The following is a 15647-nucleotide window of genomic DNA, read 5'->3' on the forward strand; positions in this document are numbered from 1 at the left end:
GATATAGATGAGACAGCGCGGGGCCGTGCTGCCGATCGTTTCCCACCCCGGTGGTTGAGGAAAGACGCATCACGCTCGCTCTAGGTGGAGAATCGCATTATTTTAGAGGTCGTCAACGGGCCTGTCAGCTCGCGGAGGGTATGGAGAGAGACTTCGTCTTCGACTGCTGGCGTCGCCTTTTTGAGACGCAGAGCAAGTGGGCACGGACAACCGATTAGCCGCCTCTCCTGTGGAAATTCGGCGTCTCACTCGTTGATCGAGCCATGATCGACCCTTTCTGTCGCGAGAGAAGTCAGACTGTCGCGAAGGCTATTGATAATGATGCATTTGGCATCCAGCCAGGGTACATTTTCTCCTGTATTACCTCTGCTAATTCGGAAAGATCCAGTTTCATCAGCTCCAATAGGAGCCGAATCTTCCCACTCCTTTCGCGAAGTTAACGGCGCCGTCGATTACGGGAAGTTTTTTATTTAGATTATTAGACTTTATTCTATGGGTGAATTCTCATCCCGAGTAGAGTCGATGTCCGAGAGCGGTATCGGAGAAGCCGTGGAGAGGGCCGGTGAAGATGCTATCAATCTAGGCCCTGGGCAGCCGGATTTTCCGACCATGCCCGAGGCGACTGAAGCAGCAATCGAGGCGATCAAGTCGGGGGAGGCTCACAACTATACTGACAGTCCGGGCATCCGTCCGCTCCGGGAGGCCATCCGTGACAAGCATGAGAGGGACAACGGGTTCCGACCCTCACTGGACGGTGTCATCTGTACAGCCGGCGCCGCCGAGGCGCTGCACATTGCCCTTGAGGCTCACGTGGACCCGGGCGACAAGGTTCTCCACCCCGCACCCGGGTTCGTCTCATATGACGCGCTAACACGGGTCGCAGGCGGGACCCCTGTCCCGTTGCCGCTTCGAGATGACCTGACACTCGACCCAGCAACAGTTGCCGACTCCATCACCGATGATACTGCTGCAGTCGTTGTCAACAGCCCCGCGAACCCAACAGGTGCAGTCTACCCTCCAGAGGACATGCGAGAACTTGCCCGGATAGCAGACGAACACGACATCGTACTCATCTCCGACGAAGTGTATGAGCGATTCGTGTTCGATGGCGAGCATCGCTCACCAATGGAGTTCGCGGAGACCGACAGCGTTGTCGTCGTAAATGGGGCGTCGAAGACCTACTCGATGACAGGGTGGCGGTTGGGCTGGACCATCGCGAGCGAGCGACGGACAAAACGGATGTTTCGCGTTCACCAGTATTCTCAGGTGTGTGCCAGCGCCCCAGCGCAGTACGCCGCAAGGGCTGCCCTCGAAGCCCCTCAAGACTGGGTTGACAATATGGTAGCGACGTTCGAGCGTCGGCGGAACGTCCTCCTTGATGGGCTAGCGGACATGGGGCTTGAGGTCCCGACGCCGAAGGGGGCGTTCTATGCAATGGTGGATGTCCCTGAAGGTTGGGTTGAGGAGGTACTCGACCGCGGCGTCGTGGTCGTCCCCGGAGAGGCCTTCGGCAACGGCGGAGAGGGGTACGCCCGCATCTCCTACGCCACTGACACAGATACCATTGAGGCTGGACTCGATATAATGGCGGAGGCAACGCGGGCAGTCCGGTAGTTCCACGGATCGATTCCCACGAGCGTGGAGCAAGCCCTGTCAGAAGCAATAGCCGGGACCGAACACAGCTACAATCTTCAGCGTGATGGTGCTTGGGACACCGCCGATTCTTTCTTATCTATAGAAGCTTCTCACGTAACTTGGCACTATACAGCGAACACAGTCGAATGGATCAATTGCTTCCCCCGTCACCCACCGCGGACTCTCCCACCCTGGGGTGACCCTCAATGAGCTCTTGACCACCCATGTATGGGCGTAGCGCTTCCGGAATCGTAATGGTCCCATCAGCGTTCTGGTAGTACTCCATAATACCCACGACAATGCGAGGCAGCGCCAGGCCCGAGGCGTTCAGTGTGTGGAGGTACTCCGCCTTCTCGTGCTGCTCAGGTCTGTACTGGAGCCCCGCCCGCCGCGCCTGGAAGTCGGTGAAATTCGAAGCCGACGAAACCTCCAGCCAGCGGCCGCCACGGTCCGGACCGTCGTTCATATCGTCGGCTGGTGCCCACACCTCCAGATCGTACTGGCGGTAGTGAGGGAAACCCATATCGCCGGTACAGATTTCGATCACACACCTCGCTGGCCTCGTCAATTAGTTCCTGGTGACGCTTCTCCGAGTTTTCCGGGCGGACAAAGTTGACGAGTTCGACCTTGTTGAACTGGTGGATACGTACGTACCCACGGGTTTCCGTCCCGTGTTCCCCCGCTTCACGGCGGAAATTCGGAGAGTATGCGACATGTTTGATCGGGAGGTCCTTGTCCAGCATTATCTCACCACGGTACATGTTCGTCACAGGGACCTCCGCTGTCGGCAGTAGCCAGTGGTCATCGTCCTCGTACTGCTCGTCGTTGCTACCACCGACCCGGTAGACATCGTCGACGAACTTCGGAAACTGACCCGTCCCAACCATCGATTCGGAATCGACCTGTATCGGAGGAAAGACGTCAACGTATCCATGTTCCTCACGGTGGAGGTCTGTCATAAAGTTGATTAACGCATACTCAAGACGGGCGCCGTCGCCCTTCAGAAACTGGAAACCGCCACCGGCAACCTTGGCACCACGCTGGAAGTCAATGATGTCCAGATCCTCCGCGAGGTCGTAGTGCGGTACGACGTCGTCGGGCAGGTCGTGCAGGTCGTCGAACCCCCAGCGACGTATCTCCGGGTTGTCGGTCTCATCCTCACCGACGGTCGCTTCTTCGTCAGGGACGTTCGGTACCTTCAGTAACTCTCTCTCAAGTTCCTCCTCCACTTCCACGGCTTCTGATTCCACCTTGGCGAGCTTCTCTTTCAGTTCTTGCGACTGTTCAATCGCCTCCACGGCGGCCCCTTCATTACCTTCCTGTATCAGATCTCCGACACGATCGCTGATCTCGTTACGCTCGTGGCGGAGCTTATCTCCTTTTCGTTTCAGCTTCCGCCACTCTTCATCCAATTCAAGAAGTTGCTCAAGATCAACGTTGTCGACACCTTTCGCATCAAGCGCACGTCGGACTTCATCGGGGTTCTCGCGAATGAACTGTCTACTGAGCACGGACGAAGTAACAAGAAAATGGAAAAAAGTCTTCGAACGAATTAGCGATGTCATAGAACAGTTATCACACCAAAGAGGGTAGTGTTTAGTTTGGAGCATTGAGCCAGGCAGCAAACGTTTGGAGCCATTTTTCAGCAATTTCAGGCTGTACGTGGCTCAGACAGTTTGAGAGCGACGAAGTTCGGCGATTGAGTTCTCGAAAAATTCCTTCGATGGCATTCCGAGTTCCATTTCGTTTAGATGGAATACGGAGTGGTGTTCTGACCATCGCAGTTTGGAGCTGTTGAGCGCCATTAACCAGAAATACAGCGGATTCGTTATTGTGTTTCTGGCGAATTTCTCGGAGCAAGACTTCGGTCAATACTGTCGTTGTAGTCGTAAACAGCCGCAGATGAAGCAGCTTGTTTGTGTCGAGATCAGCTGTGCATACAGCCAGAAATGCTGATCGTTAATTCGAATCACAGTATCCTCAACAAGGACGTGATTCGGACTTCGACCATCCGTAGGCTGTAGATTGGCTTTTGAACCCAATCGTGGATTACTTCCGAGATTGCTCGACACTCAACTCTTCGAGAATCGAGACGGTATTTTATAACGACAGCCCCGCCAACTGCAGTTGAATACCGAGCTTCATCGTCCGACTCGATGCCCGCTTCAAGACGCTCATCGAATTGGTAGATTGAGCCAGCAAGCCGACCGTCGTCGCAAGCCATATCCCCCCGTTCAACATCCACGGACAGCACTCGCACGACGGGGACGACCGTTTCGGCCCCGTGGCGCTTCGGGTCGCACTGGTGGCGACTGGTTTGGGCGCCTGTCTCTCTGGACACACTCATGAACGGGGGCTGACAGCGGTCCCGACTACCAGCGGGCATTCGTACGTACACAACCCCGGCGACGCGGAGGTCTCAAGTGTTTCTATAAACCGGGATGGGGCTCTCCGGGCGAAGCAAGTCGATGTCGCATGGCAGTGACCTAGGGGGCTTTTTTGAAGACACAGTCCTCGCCGGTCAGTCTATCATAGTGTCTAAGGCGGGATATAAATGTTAGCCATATGAGGAAATAATTTTATACAAAGTGCTACTTGACATCGAGATATGGCGACAACAAACGTTGCTTGTCCGTACTGTGGTTCTGAAACGAGATTAACTATCCCGGAGGACGAAACCCTTGATGACTTTTTCACGAACCACAAAAACGGGAATATAACTGGTGGATGTGGTGAATGTAGTAAAAGATTTGGGGCGCGTACCAGCTAATGTATGCGGTTTGATCCAGAACTGCAGGAGTACGTTCCCCAAAATCCGGTTGTAGATAGAACCACTGCAAATATCGTCGGGAATCAAAACCCGATGGCTGAACCCCAAGAACTAGAACTCGCAGCAGAGGTGGCTTCAGGCACTCGCCGCCTTTCTTCTATGTCCTACACAGAGTTAATGCAGCTTGATGATTTGGACTTGGGGCACCAGACAAACAAGATGGTCATCTCGGAGATGTTGGCTCGTCATGAGGAACCTCAACCATCTAATCCAGACCCTCCCTCATATCCAGAAATAGATTCGTCTCTCGCTAAGAGCGACACTACTGCGGAAGATACATTCAAATCGGACTATCGGGATCAATTCAAAAATGATCGCCGCGACATAAGGCGCAATGATTCTAAAAACGATCGTCGAAGCCGTTGAGATTCATACACAACCATTCTGAAAGGGGCTGGCTGTGGAGGATCTGTGGAAATTTGAGTTGGAGTACTCCGTCAGGCGTCGACTTTGGCGTTGAACCAGACGACCCTATCGGTTCATCTACTCAGGTTCAGGCTTGACTAATTACAAAGATTAGCCAACGATAGGTAGCTCCGAGATTGTATCCGCAATCGACTCACGGTCTGGGTCACCTGGTTCGAGCACGACCGGAATATCGTGTTTATTGCAGTATGATAACACCCACCGAAGCCCGTCTGCTGGGCGCTGCGTTTCGGGAAGCCCATCTGAAGTCGGGTCATTGAGATGGACTGCTTGGATCTGCGATCCACCGATGATCGCGAGCGTGACAAATACGGGACGCCACGGACTCTCCTCTGTAGGGGGCACCGCATCAAGATCGAGATCATTCTTTCTGTGTTTCAAATTATCCTGCAGGAAATGCTGGAAGGCCTCCGATAGCTGGTCACGGAGCTGTTTATCGGCACGCTCCAGCACGGACTGAAACGCTCTGTCGTCAACCGTGAGCGCAGGTCGTTTCATCGCGACGTGTGCAGTATCAATTAGTATCGACACGTCATCAAGTCAAAGGATCTGTTCGGTAAGAAAAGCCAGCGCCGCGATATCCCCGGGTGGGTGGTAGCAGGATCTGCCGGGCGTGTTCTCGATTGCGAGCGGATAGCCACCGATCTCGGTAATCGTTGCAAGCCGTTCGACGTGTTCCCGGTAGTCGAATGTGCGCGTAGTGTGGACAGTCAACCACTCAGGTTCTACTCGCTCGCCGAAAGCGCTATGAACGAACATTCATCTGAGAGCGAGTTACCCCGGGATAGAGACTCTGTATGTCGGTCCACTACCCCTTTGCTAAGTGGCTGTAGCTCGTCGGAAGCGAAGGCCTGCGCTGACAAGGTTCTCGAGCACAACTCGGATTCCAAGATCAGGATTCGGCTCAAGGCCCCGATGACGGCGGTGTAAGTCGCTACTCCTACTGTGACCCGTCAGTGTTCGTTTTCCATCCATCCATCTCGCGTAGGGGAAAGCAGTTCCTGTGGCTGTTTTTCATCCACTGAGGGATGCGGGGGTGGTCGAACGAGTAGCTCCCAAACAGACCAATGAGTAAACCTAGCCACACACACTCGGTTGAACAGACACATCCAGCGAGCGACTGTGACATCGCCTACGCCGGGTATCGGCAGAGCAGGCAGGCTATCGTGGAGGGCGCAACTCGCGCTCGCACTCCTCCTCGACTACACGGGAGACGAGGCGTTCGCCCTCAACCACTACCAAGAGTTCAAAACCGAAGTCCTTCGCCGAGACGATCCGTGACCTCCTGCAGGTCCTCGAGACGACAGTCGCATACCGGAATCCCTACTCCCACGAGTATCCCTACTCCGACGAGTGGGTCGAAACGGAGCGGTTCAAGGCCCTATTGGAGCTGACGAGAGTGCGCGAATGGTACACGTGTGTTCCGAGAAGTCTCATGATGCATCTCATCTAGAAATGAAACAATACGTGCCCACTGATTCCAACATCCTATGGCGATTCAATGGAGCCAATTTGTGTCGCTCCGTAGAATTCTGGCTTTGTTGGGTATCCATCATACGGATCTTCGTCTGAGTGGCAGCAGTTCCATGCCCTCATCTTTGCAACGTACTTGAGATGGGTTTCATATGGGATATCTGGGTTTCCAAATTCATCTCTTTTCACTTCATTGTATTTGCCGCAAGACGAGCACAGTGCTTGAAAACCGATGATCGTAGATGTGTCGTCCGTCTTTTTCCGCACATGACTTACGATGGAATTGAACGTTAGATCCGTCGTCATAGTTTCATAAACAAGTGGAATCAGCAAAATTGTTTTGTCGCGATCTCTTCACCGATAAATTCAATAAAATGCGCATACCTCTTGATATCACGCATTCCACCCTTCTATCGTGTGTTGCCTAAGATACTTCGCGCGACCGTGCCGATCCCAGTATTCACTCGTCGCTCGGCGTCGCCATAATCGCCGAAAGACGGCAACCGTAGCTGCCAACGTATAGCCTCCCCTCACCCGGCGCAACGGTGGCCACCGCGTCATCAGTCTCGAGACGCCACAATAAACCGCCATCATCCGCTGACACTGCATACACTCCGTGGCCCTTGCTCCCGATGTAGACGGTCCCGCTTCGGACGAGCGGAGGCGCGACAATCGTGTCTCCAGTCGAGAGCCGCCATTGCTGTGTCCCGGTTTTCGCTGACACTGCGTACACGAACCCACTCAAGTCCGAGACGAAGACGGTATCCCCAACGACCGACGGGGATGTAACGATGATATCCGCAGCCTGGAATTTCCACTGAAGATCGCCACACACGGCATCTACCGCGTAGAGCGCACCAGACATCGATTCGAGGCTTCTCGCGTCATCTGGATCATACCCGCAGACGTAGACAGTGCCGTCGACGACAGTCGGGGACGACTGACCACCCCCGACTGCCAACGACCAGCGTTCGCTACCAGTTTCAGAATCAAGAGCGTAGAGCATATCGTCGTCGCTGACGACGTACACGGTATTATCGACGATCGCTGGAGACGACTTCACCATATTCCCAGTTCTGACCGACCACTGCTGTGTGCCGTCTGTCGCGTCCAGCGCATATACGTGAGCATCATCACTCCCGACGTAGACGGTGCCATCGGCCACAGCGGGTGACGACGCGATACGTCCCCGCGTCTGATACTGCCAGCGTTTTGCGCATGTCTCCCGCTCTAGTGCGTAGACGTGGGTGTCTTTGCTTGCCACGTAGACCGTCTCATCCGACACCGCTGGTGACGAGTCGATCCAGCCCCCGTTCTCGTGAGCAAGGCCAGCTACACTGTCGAAACGCCATCGGAGAGTACCGTCCCTGTCGAGCGCGTAGAGGTGGCCGCCATCGGTCCACCCACCGGTCGCACAGTACATCGTTCCATCGCGAACGGCAATTCCACGTACAGTATCAGAGAACTCGCGCTGGGTGGTGAGCGTAGCGGCATCGTGATCAGTCATGTCGCACTCGACATCGAACCGATGCGTCGGGTTGTGCATCCGGAACTGGGCCACACACAAACGACACACTGAATCAGCATGAGTGTTGCCCGGTCGTAAAGTAGTCACCGACGGCTCCTGACCGACGCCACTACTAACTGATTCGGCGCGAGACACTGGTGTATGCTGGATCTCGGGTGAGTTGAACTCGACGAACTGCACTCCAAAAGTGAGGTCCGCGAGATGCACGAGACGGTGCTCAACGACGCGGAGCGTGAACTTGAGGGCTCCGCTCTCGATGACTGTATCGCGACAGCCACTGTCGACGCGTACCGACACTACCGAAATCTCCACTGCGACGGAACGTCTCGACTGGCAGCAGCGTTCACCCGAGGGTGGCTGTAAGTCACTACGAATAATTTGAGGCGTTAGTCCCTTTCTCTGTGGGCGGGACCGCGTGACCGATGCGCAGCCTTCAGCGATCAGCTGTTTTGGACGAGAGGATGTTTCGAGGGGCCCAACAGAGTCAATTATATTTCCAGGGGATGTGTCTGTTCAAATCTCGATATCGACCTTCTATGGCTTGTTTAGACGCCAAAGACAACGACTTGATCAGAAAGAGAAGATAACGCTAAGACTAGCTATCCGGTTTGGGAACGTCGCCTAAGGTTCCGAGACCGTCGATGTCGGTGGCTGTGAAGAATACAGCTCCATCGACCAATACCGGCGGTGAAGTCACCTCATGGTGGAACCCCGGATCGAACCCGTAGTACCACCGCATCTCTCCTGATCCGCGATCGAACGCACTAATAGTCTTCTTCTCGGGGGCAAATTCGGGGGTACTGACTGGGAAGATGATCGTATCAGTTCCGAGGCAAATCCCCGATTTGTATACTGGAGTGTCGCGGTGCCATCGTACCGTTCCGGTTTCGCTGTCGACTGCGACAGCGCCGTACGAGCTGGTAACGAATACAATCCCGTCGTCAACGGCGACCGTGTGAGGAACGACAGCGTCGTCCTCACCGAACGAGCCGAGTTCACGGCGCTGGTCACCGGTTTCTCTGTCGTGGACGGCGAGCGTTCGGTCGTCGGCAACGAACACTCCATCCTGAGTCGCAACGGGCGCGGCAGATTCGGGCGTGGCCGTGAGCTCGCTCTGCCAGAGATCCGAGCCATCCTCTACCGAGAAGGCAGCGAGTGACGGCGATCCATCCACGTCCCCGACAGCGAATACGCGTCCGTCGTATACTGCAGGTGCATGGACGAGTTGACGTACCGTGTTAGTTTCCCAGCGCCTCTCCCCGTCCGCTGCCCGGAACGCCTCAATACCCCTGTCGGAAGCAACTAGCACCGTCCCGGTGGCCTCGTCCGCGACGAGCTGTTCAACCTCGTTTATCGATTCCGTCCAGATCTGCTCGCCGGTTTGGGAATCAAGCGCAACGAGTTCCTCGCCGTACGCCACGAGGCAACGATTGTCGACAACGACAATGACGTTGTCTCCGCTGGCGTCGAGGGTAGTCCGCCATTGTTCAGTGCCATCCTGTGCATCGAGGGCGATCGCACTTCCGTCGTTACTGGGGTCGAAGTTCGTCGTGTATACCGTCCCATCGGAAACTGCAGGCCGCCACCGCGTGAAGGCTTCCGATGTCCATGCCAGGTTTCCCTGTGGCGGAGCGGAGACGTTCGCTGCGAACGTATTCGCCCCGTTGGCTCCGTACTGTGTCCAGGTGCCTGTCGGATCGTCCGGCAAGGGTGTGTCCGAGTCCAACGACGGGAGCATCGACAGACATCCCGAGAGAAGTCCACTCGCGGCGACACTCGCTGTCGCCAAGAACCTCCTTCGATTCACATCTGACCGTAGACTAACGAATGTATAGTATTGTGGCTGTGTTAAAATCACTTTGTAGTCTCCCAATTTGGTGAATATTGGGAGATTATCGAGGCGGGATTGGAAGCGGTAGAATATCTAGACGAGCTGTAGCGCGTCGACTGCCGGGCCATGCTGTTGCCTACACCCAACCGTGAGTGGGCGAGATTCCGTTCGCTACGTGTCATGATTCGGTGAAGGCTGGAATGCGCCTCCGCCCCTCGGCAGGCGCTCAAAACTTAACCAACGCTCCAGCCAGAGATCCCGAACTGTTGGTTAATCGCCAGAGCCCCGGATGTGGAACCTATCGGCTGTCGACACCGATGTCGGCCGTTTCCTACAACGATTCCTGTCGGGAGATCGCTGTGTCCATTTATTCCCAGACCATCTCGAACGCCGGCGGATCACCGGTCAGGTCCGGCAGCGTGGTCTCCGATTGGTGGCGGATCGTTTCTTGTTGCTCGTTCGGGAGTCCGTCGTTCAGCAATTCCGAGGCGAAGCCCCGACCTCAAGAAGCGAGGGCTTCCGACTGGTCCGAAGCACGACGCGAGTAGGCCGGGGAGGAAGCCGACACAAAGTGACGCAAACAACGAGACGGTAGCGGTACATGCGGAAGCGACAACACAGACTGCGTTCCTCGCCCACGTCGGGGGGCGCAGACGCACCAGTAGACGTGCGTATACATGGTAGGACGTTGAACGGCGACGGCTATCGGTCAACCACCGAGAGTTGATCGCTGGGAGTCCACACCAAAGCACCTCCCTCAAGGACCGAGGCGCGTATGCGCCGAGGGAGTAGGGTGGGGTAGTTTACTAGCTCTGTGTCATGGTCGTTCGAGTTGCCGAGCATCGGCACCAGTATATACCATACCCAGCAAAAAGAGCGTAATGCCCTCCACCGAAGAACGACAGAAAGACGTCCTGTTACTCGGCTTCGGTATCCAACTCTCGCTGTTCGCTGTACTGATTCCGGCACTCTTCCCGCTGGTTTTCGTTAGCGGTTTTATCCTACTCTGGGTGCTGATTGACGAAACGATCCGACGGTTGGACGAGTATTCTGACTCATGAATCCCGCTATCTCACCACTATATTAATACAATTTGTGATAAATATATCCATCATTTTCTAGCCGTATCGACCGACTATGAACACACCAGGACCTCGTACAAGATATGCGCCTTGTATGCAGTAGCGTCTTCGCCAACTACTCGGTCTCTGTCAGTAACGGCGTGCTGAATATAGAGGATGCGTCGTTCACGCCGAACTCTTGTTTGGAGCGAGTATCCGCTGGATTCCAAAGTCGCTAGTTGTCCACTCTGGCTCAAGAGACCAGTTGCTGACACGTAGTGATCAGAATGACGCGACTGAATCAGTCGCCTGATTCAGCCGCCGTCCGGATGGATGCGTGATGAGGCTACCAAAACTCAAACGCATCCTCACAGATCCGGACGAGTACATTTCGAACAGCCAGTTGAAGTCTCTTAGCATGGAGTTGCTTGAGCTGATACCGATGGAAGGAATCGAGGGCTCTGGCCTCGATTCCGAGGAGATCATGGAAGTCGTCTTACGAGCTGCTGTTGACACAACCTCAGTCAACGGCGTCACAACGAATACTGAGGACACGCCAAACCGCGAGCCAGTGATGGACTGGTTGCACACCCTGGAGAAAGAGCCGATGCTCGATGCTGTCAACGATATCCTCGCACTGGTGGCAATGACGGTTCTCGACCGCGGCGGGTCGAGAACCATCTGTCTGGACTTCATGGACAATCCGTTCCACGGTCATCCAGACGACGAGGACGAGTTCAGGAGAATGGAAGCACGGGACGGAACCACGAAGTGTCACCGGTACTGTACTGCGTTCGTCATCGCGCAGGGAAAGCCACTAACACTGGCAGTTGAACCAGTTGATGGCGAGGACAGCAAGGCCGACGCGGTCGAGCGCGTGCTCGCCCGCGTCGAGACATATCCATTCGAGACCGACCAGATCCTCATGGACAGAGACGCCTTCGTCGGGGAGTTAATCGGTGTTCTTCGGGAGACAGCACCGCCAGTCTTTCCGGTCATAACCCGGAAAGACTCGCTCCGGGAGAAACTTGCTGTCACTGCTTCGCATATGACAGAAGAGACGGTCTGTGAAGACAAAGAGTACGAACAGACGTATCCGCTGGCAGTGAACGTCACCTACCAGAACGGTGATCGTGGAAAATCAGGGCTCAAACAAACGGGCTACGCGGCGTACGGTCTGGAAGACCGCACGCCGCAGCAAGTGGCGCAGGTCTACAACCATCGGTCACGGATCGAGAAGAGCTATGAGAAGTTCCGCGAAGCGCGTGCTTTGACAACGACGCCATCGACGATAATTCGGCTCTTCTACGTGGGTGTCGGGTTCCTGTTGGAGCAGTTGTGGCTCGTGTTGCAATGGGCAGTGCTCGCCCGGCCACGGCGTGGCGGGCGAGCACTCCCGACAGATTTCACGTTCAGTGATGGGTTTCTCCACGGGATCGAGCAGGTGTTAGACGATGAGCTCGGCTGGAAGCAAAAGCATCGGACAAACAGTGAAGGGTTACCACCAGGATACGAGCACGGACTCGGCTGAGCCGCCTCGCTTCGGCTGAAGCGAGGCTGGCGAACAGCGACAGCTATCTTTTGACGGTCGTCGAAATAACTGCCACAGCGGACAACAGCCAAGTATTTGATATTTTTCTAACTCGGTGCAGCGTCAGGAGTGGAATTCGTCTCGTTTCGGCCTTCTTATCGTGTTAAACCGGACTCTTGCCACCGGCGCTATCGATAGAGTGGACAACTAGCGAAAGTAGAAGAGGAGACTCAGTATACCAGTTAGAACAATTCCCACGATAACGGGGAAGACACCTGTTGGGTCGGGACTAATGACAAACGAAACGGGGAATCCGAGAAAGAGTGCCACCAAGATGGAGAGGAGCATTAGTACCGTGGAGTTCATATCCTTATCTCCGATTGTGGATTCGATAAAAGTGTGTGTCTCACAACTGAATTCACAGGATACCGATCGGGTCAGGCCCGCGCGTTAATCAGGGAGATCTCGTCGACGAGATGGGGCAGATTTGGTGTCCCGAACCCGAGCGCAAGCGAGGCTGATCAGCCGGGAACCAACCGATCACAGTCACTCATCGTACGCTTTTCTATTCCCTGAATCTCCGCCAGAACTCGCCTCGACCCCGCATTTCGGGCAGAAATTCAGATCTACATTTCCGTATTGGGTTAGATCAGTCCCGCAACTGGAACAAGTTGATTCTGGGGTTCTCTCAGCTCCACACTCTGGACAAAAATCCACATCAGGACACTCTGATAAGTCAGCCCCACAGGTAGAACACTCCGTCTCCACGTTCTGCTTAGAGATTTCATCACTCGCCTTCGTATTCTCTTCTTTCAACGCGTACACGGTGATCCCATCCCCGAAATAGACGGTATCATTGCCAGCTGCTACTACTGGCCCTGCATTATTGTCCGTCTCGAAACACCAGTATTGATTCCCACTCTCAGCATCTACTGCGTATATATCTCCCATACCGCCAGCGGCATAGACAGTCCTATTGACTACTGTCGGAGGACCGAAGTTACCATGTCCATCCGATTCGAAGTGCCAATATTGATCTCCACTATTCGCATCCACCGCGTGTAGGTCTCCACTTCCTACATAGACAGTTCCCTCTACTACTGCTGGTGTAGACGGTGACTTTCCATTCAATTCAGAATACCAACGTTGGCTCCCACTGCTAGCATCCAACGCACACAGAGTGCCGTCGTCTCCCGTGATATAGACAGTACCGGCTACTACCGTGGGTGCCGAAGGTCTCTCCACGTTTGTTTTGGTACACCACTGTTGCTGTCCACTATCAGCATCCAACGCATACACGATACCAGCCTTGCTGTGGGCAAAATAAACCACTCCGTCTGTCACAGCTGGTGTCGTTGCACCAACCCGTTCGCTTTCCCAGCGCCAGCGCTGATCTCCATTGCTTGCGTTGGCTGCAAATACACCACCAGAATGCCCTCCCAAGTAAACAGTTCCATCTACTACTGCAGGTGAATCTTGTGGAATTTGGCCAATTGTTTCCGAGCACCAACGTACATTCCCACTATTAGTATCCAATGCATACAAGTCACCACCTTTGCTTGATATATAGAGCGTATCATTAGTAACCGCTGGAGACCCCCAATACGTATCATCAGTGTGTCCAACAGGATCATGCATTTCGTGACGCCACTGTGGGGAACCGTCCTCACCTAATGCGATGATAACACGTCCTTCATCAACCGTGCAGTAGACGGTTTCATCCCAGACACTGACATGGCCCACCTCCCCTTCTTGAAATGAATAGTTCCATGCCACACGTGGATTTTGTACCACAGGAGATAGGTAGCTCGTCTCAAACCTGTGTGTCGGGTTACACATACGAATATTGCGCATACCAAGAGAATAGGCAACACAAAAATAAAATCAGCGCTGCGCTTGATCTCTTAGCACACTAAAGCCGTGGCTTCCGCCTTGCACTACTGTAACTTAGTATCGTGACTCTCGCAGCAGATTCGGCGGCGAGGTCTTCTTGGGGCTGGCCACGGACATCTCTCAGTCCAAACGATCAAGCGAGCCATAGAGTTCCTCGTTCTGAATGTGGGTACAGAACTGTGCGCAGAGCCGGCAGCAGTCCGCGGCATCGGTGAACGTGCGGACACTGGCGTCCCAGCGTGCGTGGACTGCTCCAAGCATCGCACTACGAACCGATGGTTCGGTCGCGACCATGACCCGTTGCGTACTCACCGGTGGAGTCACGTCGATCGCCGGCCCCTGTATTCCAGCTGTTGACAGAAGGTCCTCGAGGACGCTCCCTATTTCGATTCCGACACCGAGGTTATCGCCGACCTGTGGAGCGATGAAAATCGTTGCATTACTCGCCTGCGCAAAGGCGATACTCTGTGTGGCGGCATCCATCTCGCCGAGCGGGATCCCGACGTCGATCGCGAGGAAAGCATTAAACTCGCGGTCGCGGAGGCAGTCCCGCGTCTCCTGAAGGAGCCGCAAGACCTCGTCTTCGGCGTACTCGCCGCTGGTCTCGTCCCACATCGCAAACGACGGGGCATCGGTTTCGACATCGGCGTCCGCCGGCAGCAGCGTGTCGATGTCGAACGTCCGGTATGGGCCCATCAGATAGACGAGAAACTGTTCCCGACGGACTGGGGCGAGCGCCTCTGAATCACCGGCGGCACGGGGGAGATTGTCGATAATCCGTTGCCGCATGCGACTCATCAAGTCATAGCGGAAGTATATAAATATCGGTGTTCTCAGGAATATTCTAGTCGAGAATAACTAAGTACGTGGCGTCCAAACTTACGACCTGAGGAATTCCCAAATGTCCGAAACCGATCGCCATCCAACAGAGGAAGTTCGCCAGCCGGAACCGCCGCTTCCCGAGGATAGCGGGCTGACGCTCGAAGAGTATCTTGCTATGCAACAGGCGATCGGCCACCCGACGCGGTTCCGGATCCTACGCACGCTCGTCGCCAACGACGAACTGAGTGCTGCCGATCTCAAGGCCGCGGTCGATGTCGAATCCCACAATTTTCACTACCATCTCGACGAACTGGTCGATGTCGGGCTTGTTGACAAGCGCCAGCGACGAACCGCCGACAGCCAGGGTTTTTACACGTACTATCGGCCGACTGCGATGGGTCGCGGCATCCTTGATCACGGTGTCGAGGAGCTGATGCGCCGTGAACGAGAGTTCAACGACGCCTATTCGTAAGCTGTCGTAGGGTTCTCTGTCCCTCTCGGTGATCTAGTTATCTTCTCGAATTCTTTTTGATACCACAGTATTTCACGACGTTAACCAACAGACTGTCTGATGAGTCGAAATATTGGCTGAAATCTTTCGACGTGTTGACATCCTC

The 15647-nt window shown here is 54.8% G+C and carries 12 protein-coding genes and 3 pseudogenes; 7 read left to right on the forward strand and 8 right to left on the reverse strand.

Features of this window, described 5'->3' with window-relative positions; genetic code table 11:
- Positions 1–492 precede the first annotated feature (492 nt).
- Entirely contained in the window at positions 493–1614 is a 1122-nt protein-coding gene (locus NBT81_RS09535; RefSeq protein WP_338737932.1) for a pyridoxal phosphate-dependent aminotransferase, read from the forward strand.
- A gap of 172 nt (positions 1615–1786) precedes the next feature.
- Here NBT81_RS09535 and serS read toward each other — a convergent pair.
- Positions 1787–3146, reverse strand: a pseudogene (gene serS, locus NBT81_RS09540) (serine--tRNA ligase).
- Between the two features lie 85 nt (positions 3147–3231).
- Positions 3232–3780 (reverse strand): annotated as a pseudogene (locus tag NBT81_RS09545) (IS6 family transposase); the annotation flags it as partial.
- A gap of 628 nt (positions 3781–4408) precedes the next feature.
- Between NBT81_RS09545 and NBT81_RS09550 the strand changes: the two are divergent.
- On the forward strand, positions 4409–4831 hold the full coding sequence (locus NBT81_RS09550; RefSeq protein ID WP_338737933.1) for a hypothetical protein: 423 nt from the start codon (positions 4409–4411) through the stop codon (positions 4829–4831).
- Between the two features lie 150 nt (positions 4832–4981).
- On the opposite strand, the gene NBT81_RS09555 is transcribed toward NBT81_RS09550, so the two are convergent.
- Positions 4982–5389 carry a hypothetical protein gene (locus tag NBT81_RS09555; RefSeq protein WP_338737935.1) on the reverse strand — a complete coding sequence of 136 codons (408 nt, stop codon included), beginning with the start codon at positions 5387–5389 and terminating at the stop codon, positions 4982–4984.
- 624 nt (positions 5390–6013) lie between these two features.
- Between NBT81_RS09555 and NBT81_RS09560 the strand changes: the two genes are divergently transcribed.
- Positions 6014–6172, forward strand: coding sequence for a DUF6166 domain-containing protein (locus tag NBT81_RS09560; protein WP_338742538.1), 159 nt, complete (start codon positions 6014–6016; stop codon positions 6170–6172).
- Between the two features lie 207 nt (positions 6173–6379).
- Here the strand turns inward: NBT81_RS09560 and NBT81_RS09565 are convergent, their stop codons facing one another.
- The 3 genes from NBT81_RS09565 to NBT81_RS09575 form a co-directional block, all read right to left on the reverse strand.
- The gene (locus NBT81_RS09565) at positions 6380–6670 is read right to left on the reverse strand and encodes a hypothetical protein (protein ID WP_338737937.1); all 291 of its coding nucleotides are present in this window, start codon (positions 6668–6670) and stop codon (positions 6380–6382) included.
- 154 nt (positions 6671–6824) lie between these two features.
- Entirely contained in the window at positions 6825–7925 is a 1101-nt protein-coding gene (locus NBT81_RS09570) for a PQQ-binding-like beta-propeller repeat protein (protein ID WP_338737939.1), read from the reverse strand.
- Positions 7926–8487: 562 nt separating this feature from the next.
- A complete protein-coding gene (locus tag NBT81_RS09575) occupies positions 8488–9630 on the reverse strand; it encodes a PQQ-binding-like beta-propeller repeat protein (protein WP_338737941.1) in 1143 nt (380 codons plus the stop codon).
- A gap of 688 nt (positions 9631–10318) precedes the next feature.
- Here NBT81_RS09575 and NBT81_RS09580 point away from each other — a divergent pair.
- The 3 genes and pseudogenes from NBT81_RS09580 to NBT81_RS09590 form a co-directional block, all read left to right on the forward strand.
- A pseudogene (locus NBT81_RS09580) lies at positions 10319–10450 on the forward strand (RNA-guided endonuclease InsQ/TnpB family protein); the annotation flags it as partial.
- Between the two features lie 154 nt (positions 10451–10604).
- A complete protein-coding gene (locus tag NBT81_RS09585) occupies positions 10605–10784 on the forward strand; it encodes a hypothetical protein (RefSeq protein ID WP_338737943.1) in 180 nt (59 codons plus the stop codon).
- 340 nt (positions 10785–11124) lie between these two features.
- Positions 11125–12315 (forward strand): ISH3 family transposase, encoded by a 1191-nt coding sequence (locus NBT81_RS09590; RefSeq protein ID WP_338737857.1) that lies wholly within the window; start codon positions 11125–11127, stop codon positions 12313–12315.
- Positions 12316–12861: 546 nt separating this feature from the next.
- On the opposite strand, the gene NBT81_RS09595 is transcribed toward NBT81_RS09590, so the two are convergent.
- On the reverse strand, positions 12862–14091 hold the full coding sequence (locus NBT81_RS09595) for a PQQ-binding-like beta-propeller repeat protein (RefSeq protein ID WP_338737945.1): 1230 nt from the start codon (positions 14089–14091) through the stop codon (positions 12862–12864).
- Between the two features lie 237 nt (positions 14092–14328).
- Positions 14329–14997 (reverse strand): DUF7509 family protein, encoded by a 669-nt coding sequence (locus NBT81_RS09600; protein ID WP_338737947.1) that lies wholly within the window; start codon positions 14995–14997, stop codon positions 14329–14331.
- A 112-nt stretch (positions 14998–15109) separates the two neighbouring features.
- On the opposite strand from NBT81_RS09600, the gene NBT81_RS09605 reads away from it, so the two are divergent.
- Positions 15110–15502: a helix-turn-helix domain-containing protein gene (locus NBT81_RS09605; protein WP_338737949.1), complete on the forward strand. Its 393-nt coding sequence runs from the start codon at positions 15110–15112 to the stop codon at positions 15500–15502.
- The last annotated feature ends 145 nt before the right edge of the window (positions 15503–15647 follow it).

Origin of the sequence: Haloplanus sp. CK5-1 (assembly GCF_037201915.1) — an archaeon.
GTDB classification, from domain to species: domain Archaea; phylum Halobacteriota; class Halobacteria; order Halobacteriales; family Haloferacaceae; genus Haloplanus; species Haloplanus salilacus.

What these genes read in the sequence shown, in the direction of transcription:
- NBT81_RS09535 (WP_338737932.1), top strand. Translation starts at nt 493, where the DNA reads ATGGGTGAATTCTCATCCCGAGTAGAGTCGATGTCCGAGAGCGGTATC.
- NBT81_RS09550 (WP_338737933.1), top strand. Translation starts at nt 4,409, where the DNA reads ATGCGGTTTGATCCAGAACTGCAGGAGTACGTTCCCCAAAATCCGGTT.
- NBT81_RS09555 (WP_338737935.1), bottom strand. Translation starts at nt 5,389, where the DNA reads ATGAAACGACCTGCGCTCACGGTTGACGACAGAGCGTTTCAGTCCGTG.
- NBT81_RS09565 (WP_338737937.1), bottom strand. Translation starts at nt 6,670, where the DNA reads ATGACGACGGATCTAACGTTCAATTCCATCGTAAGTCATGTGCGGAAA.
- NBT81_RS09575 (WP_338737941.1), bottom strand. Translation starts at nt 9,630, where the DNA reads ATGCTCCCGTCGTTGGACTCGGACACACCCTTGCCGGACGATCCGACA.
- NBT81_RS09585 (WP_338737943.1), top strand. Translation starts at nt 10,605, where the DNA reads ATGCCCTCCACCGAAGAACGACAGAAAGACGTCCTGTTACTCGGCTTC.
- NBT81_RS09590 (WP_338737857.1), top strand. Translation starts at nt 11,125, where the DNA reads ATGAGGCTACCAAAACTCAAACGCATCCTCACAGATCCGGACGAGTAC.
- NBT81_RS09600 (WP_338737947.1), bottom strand. Translation starts at nt 14,997, where the DNA reads ATGCGGCAACGGATTATCGACAATCTCCCCCGTGCCGCCGGTGATTCA.
- NBT81_RS09605 (WP_338737949.1), top strand. Translation starts at nt 15,110, where the DNA reads ATGTCCGAAACCGATCGCCATCCAACAGAGGAAGTTCGCCAGCCGGAA.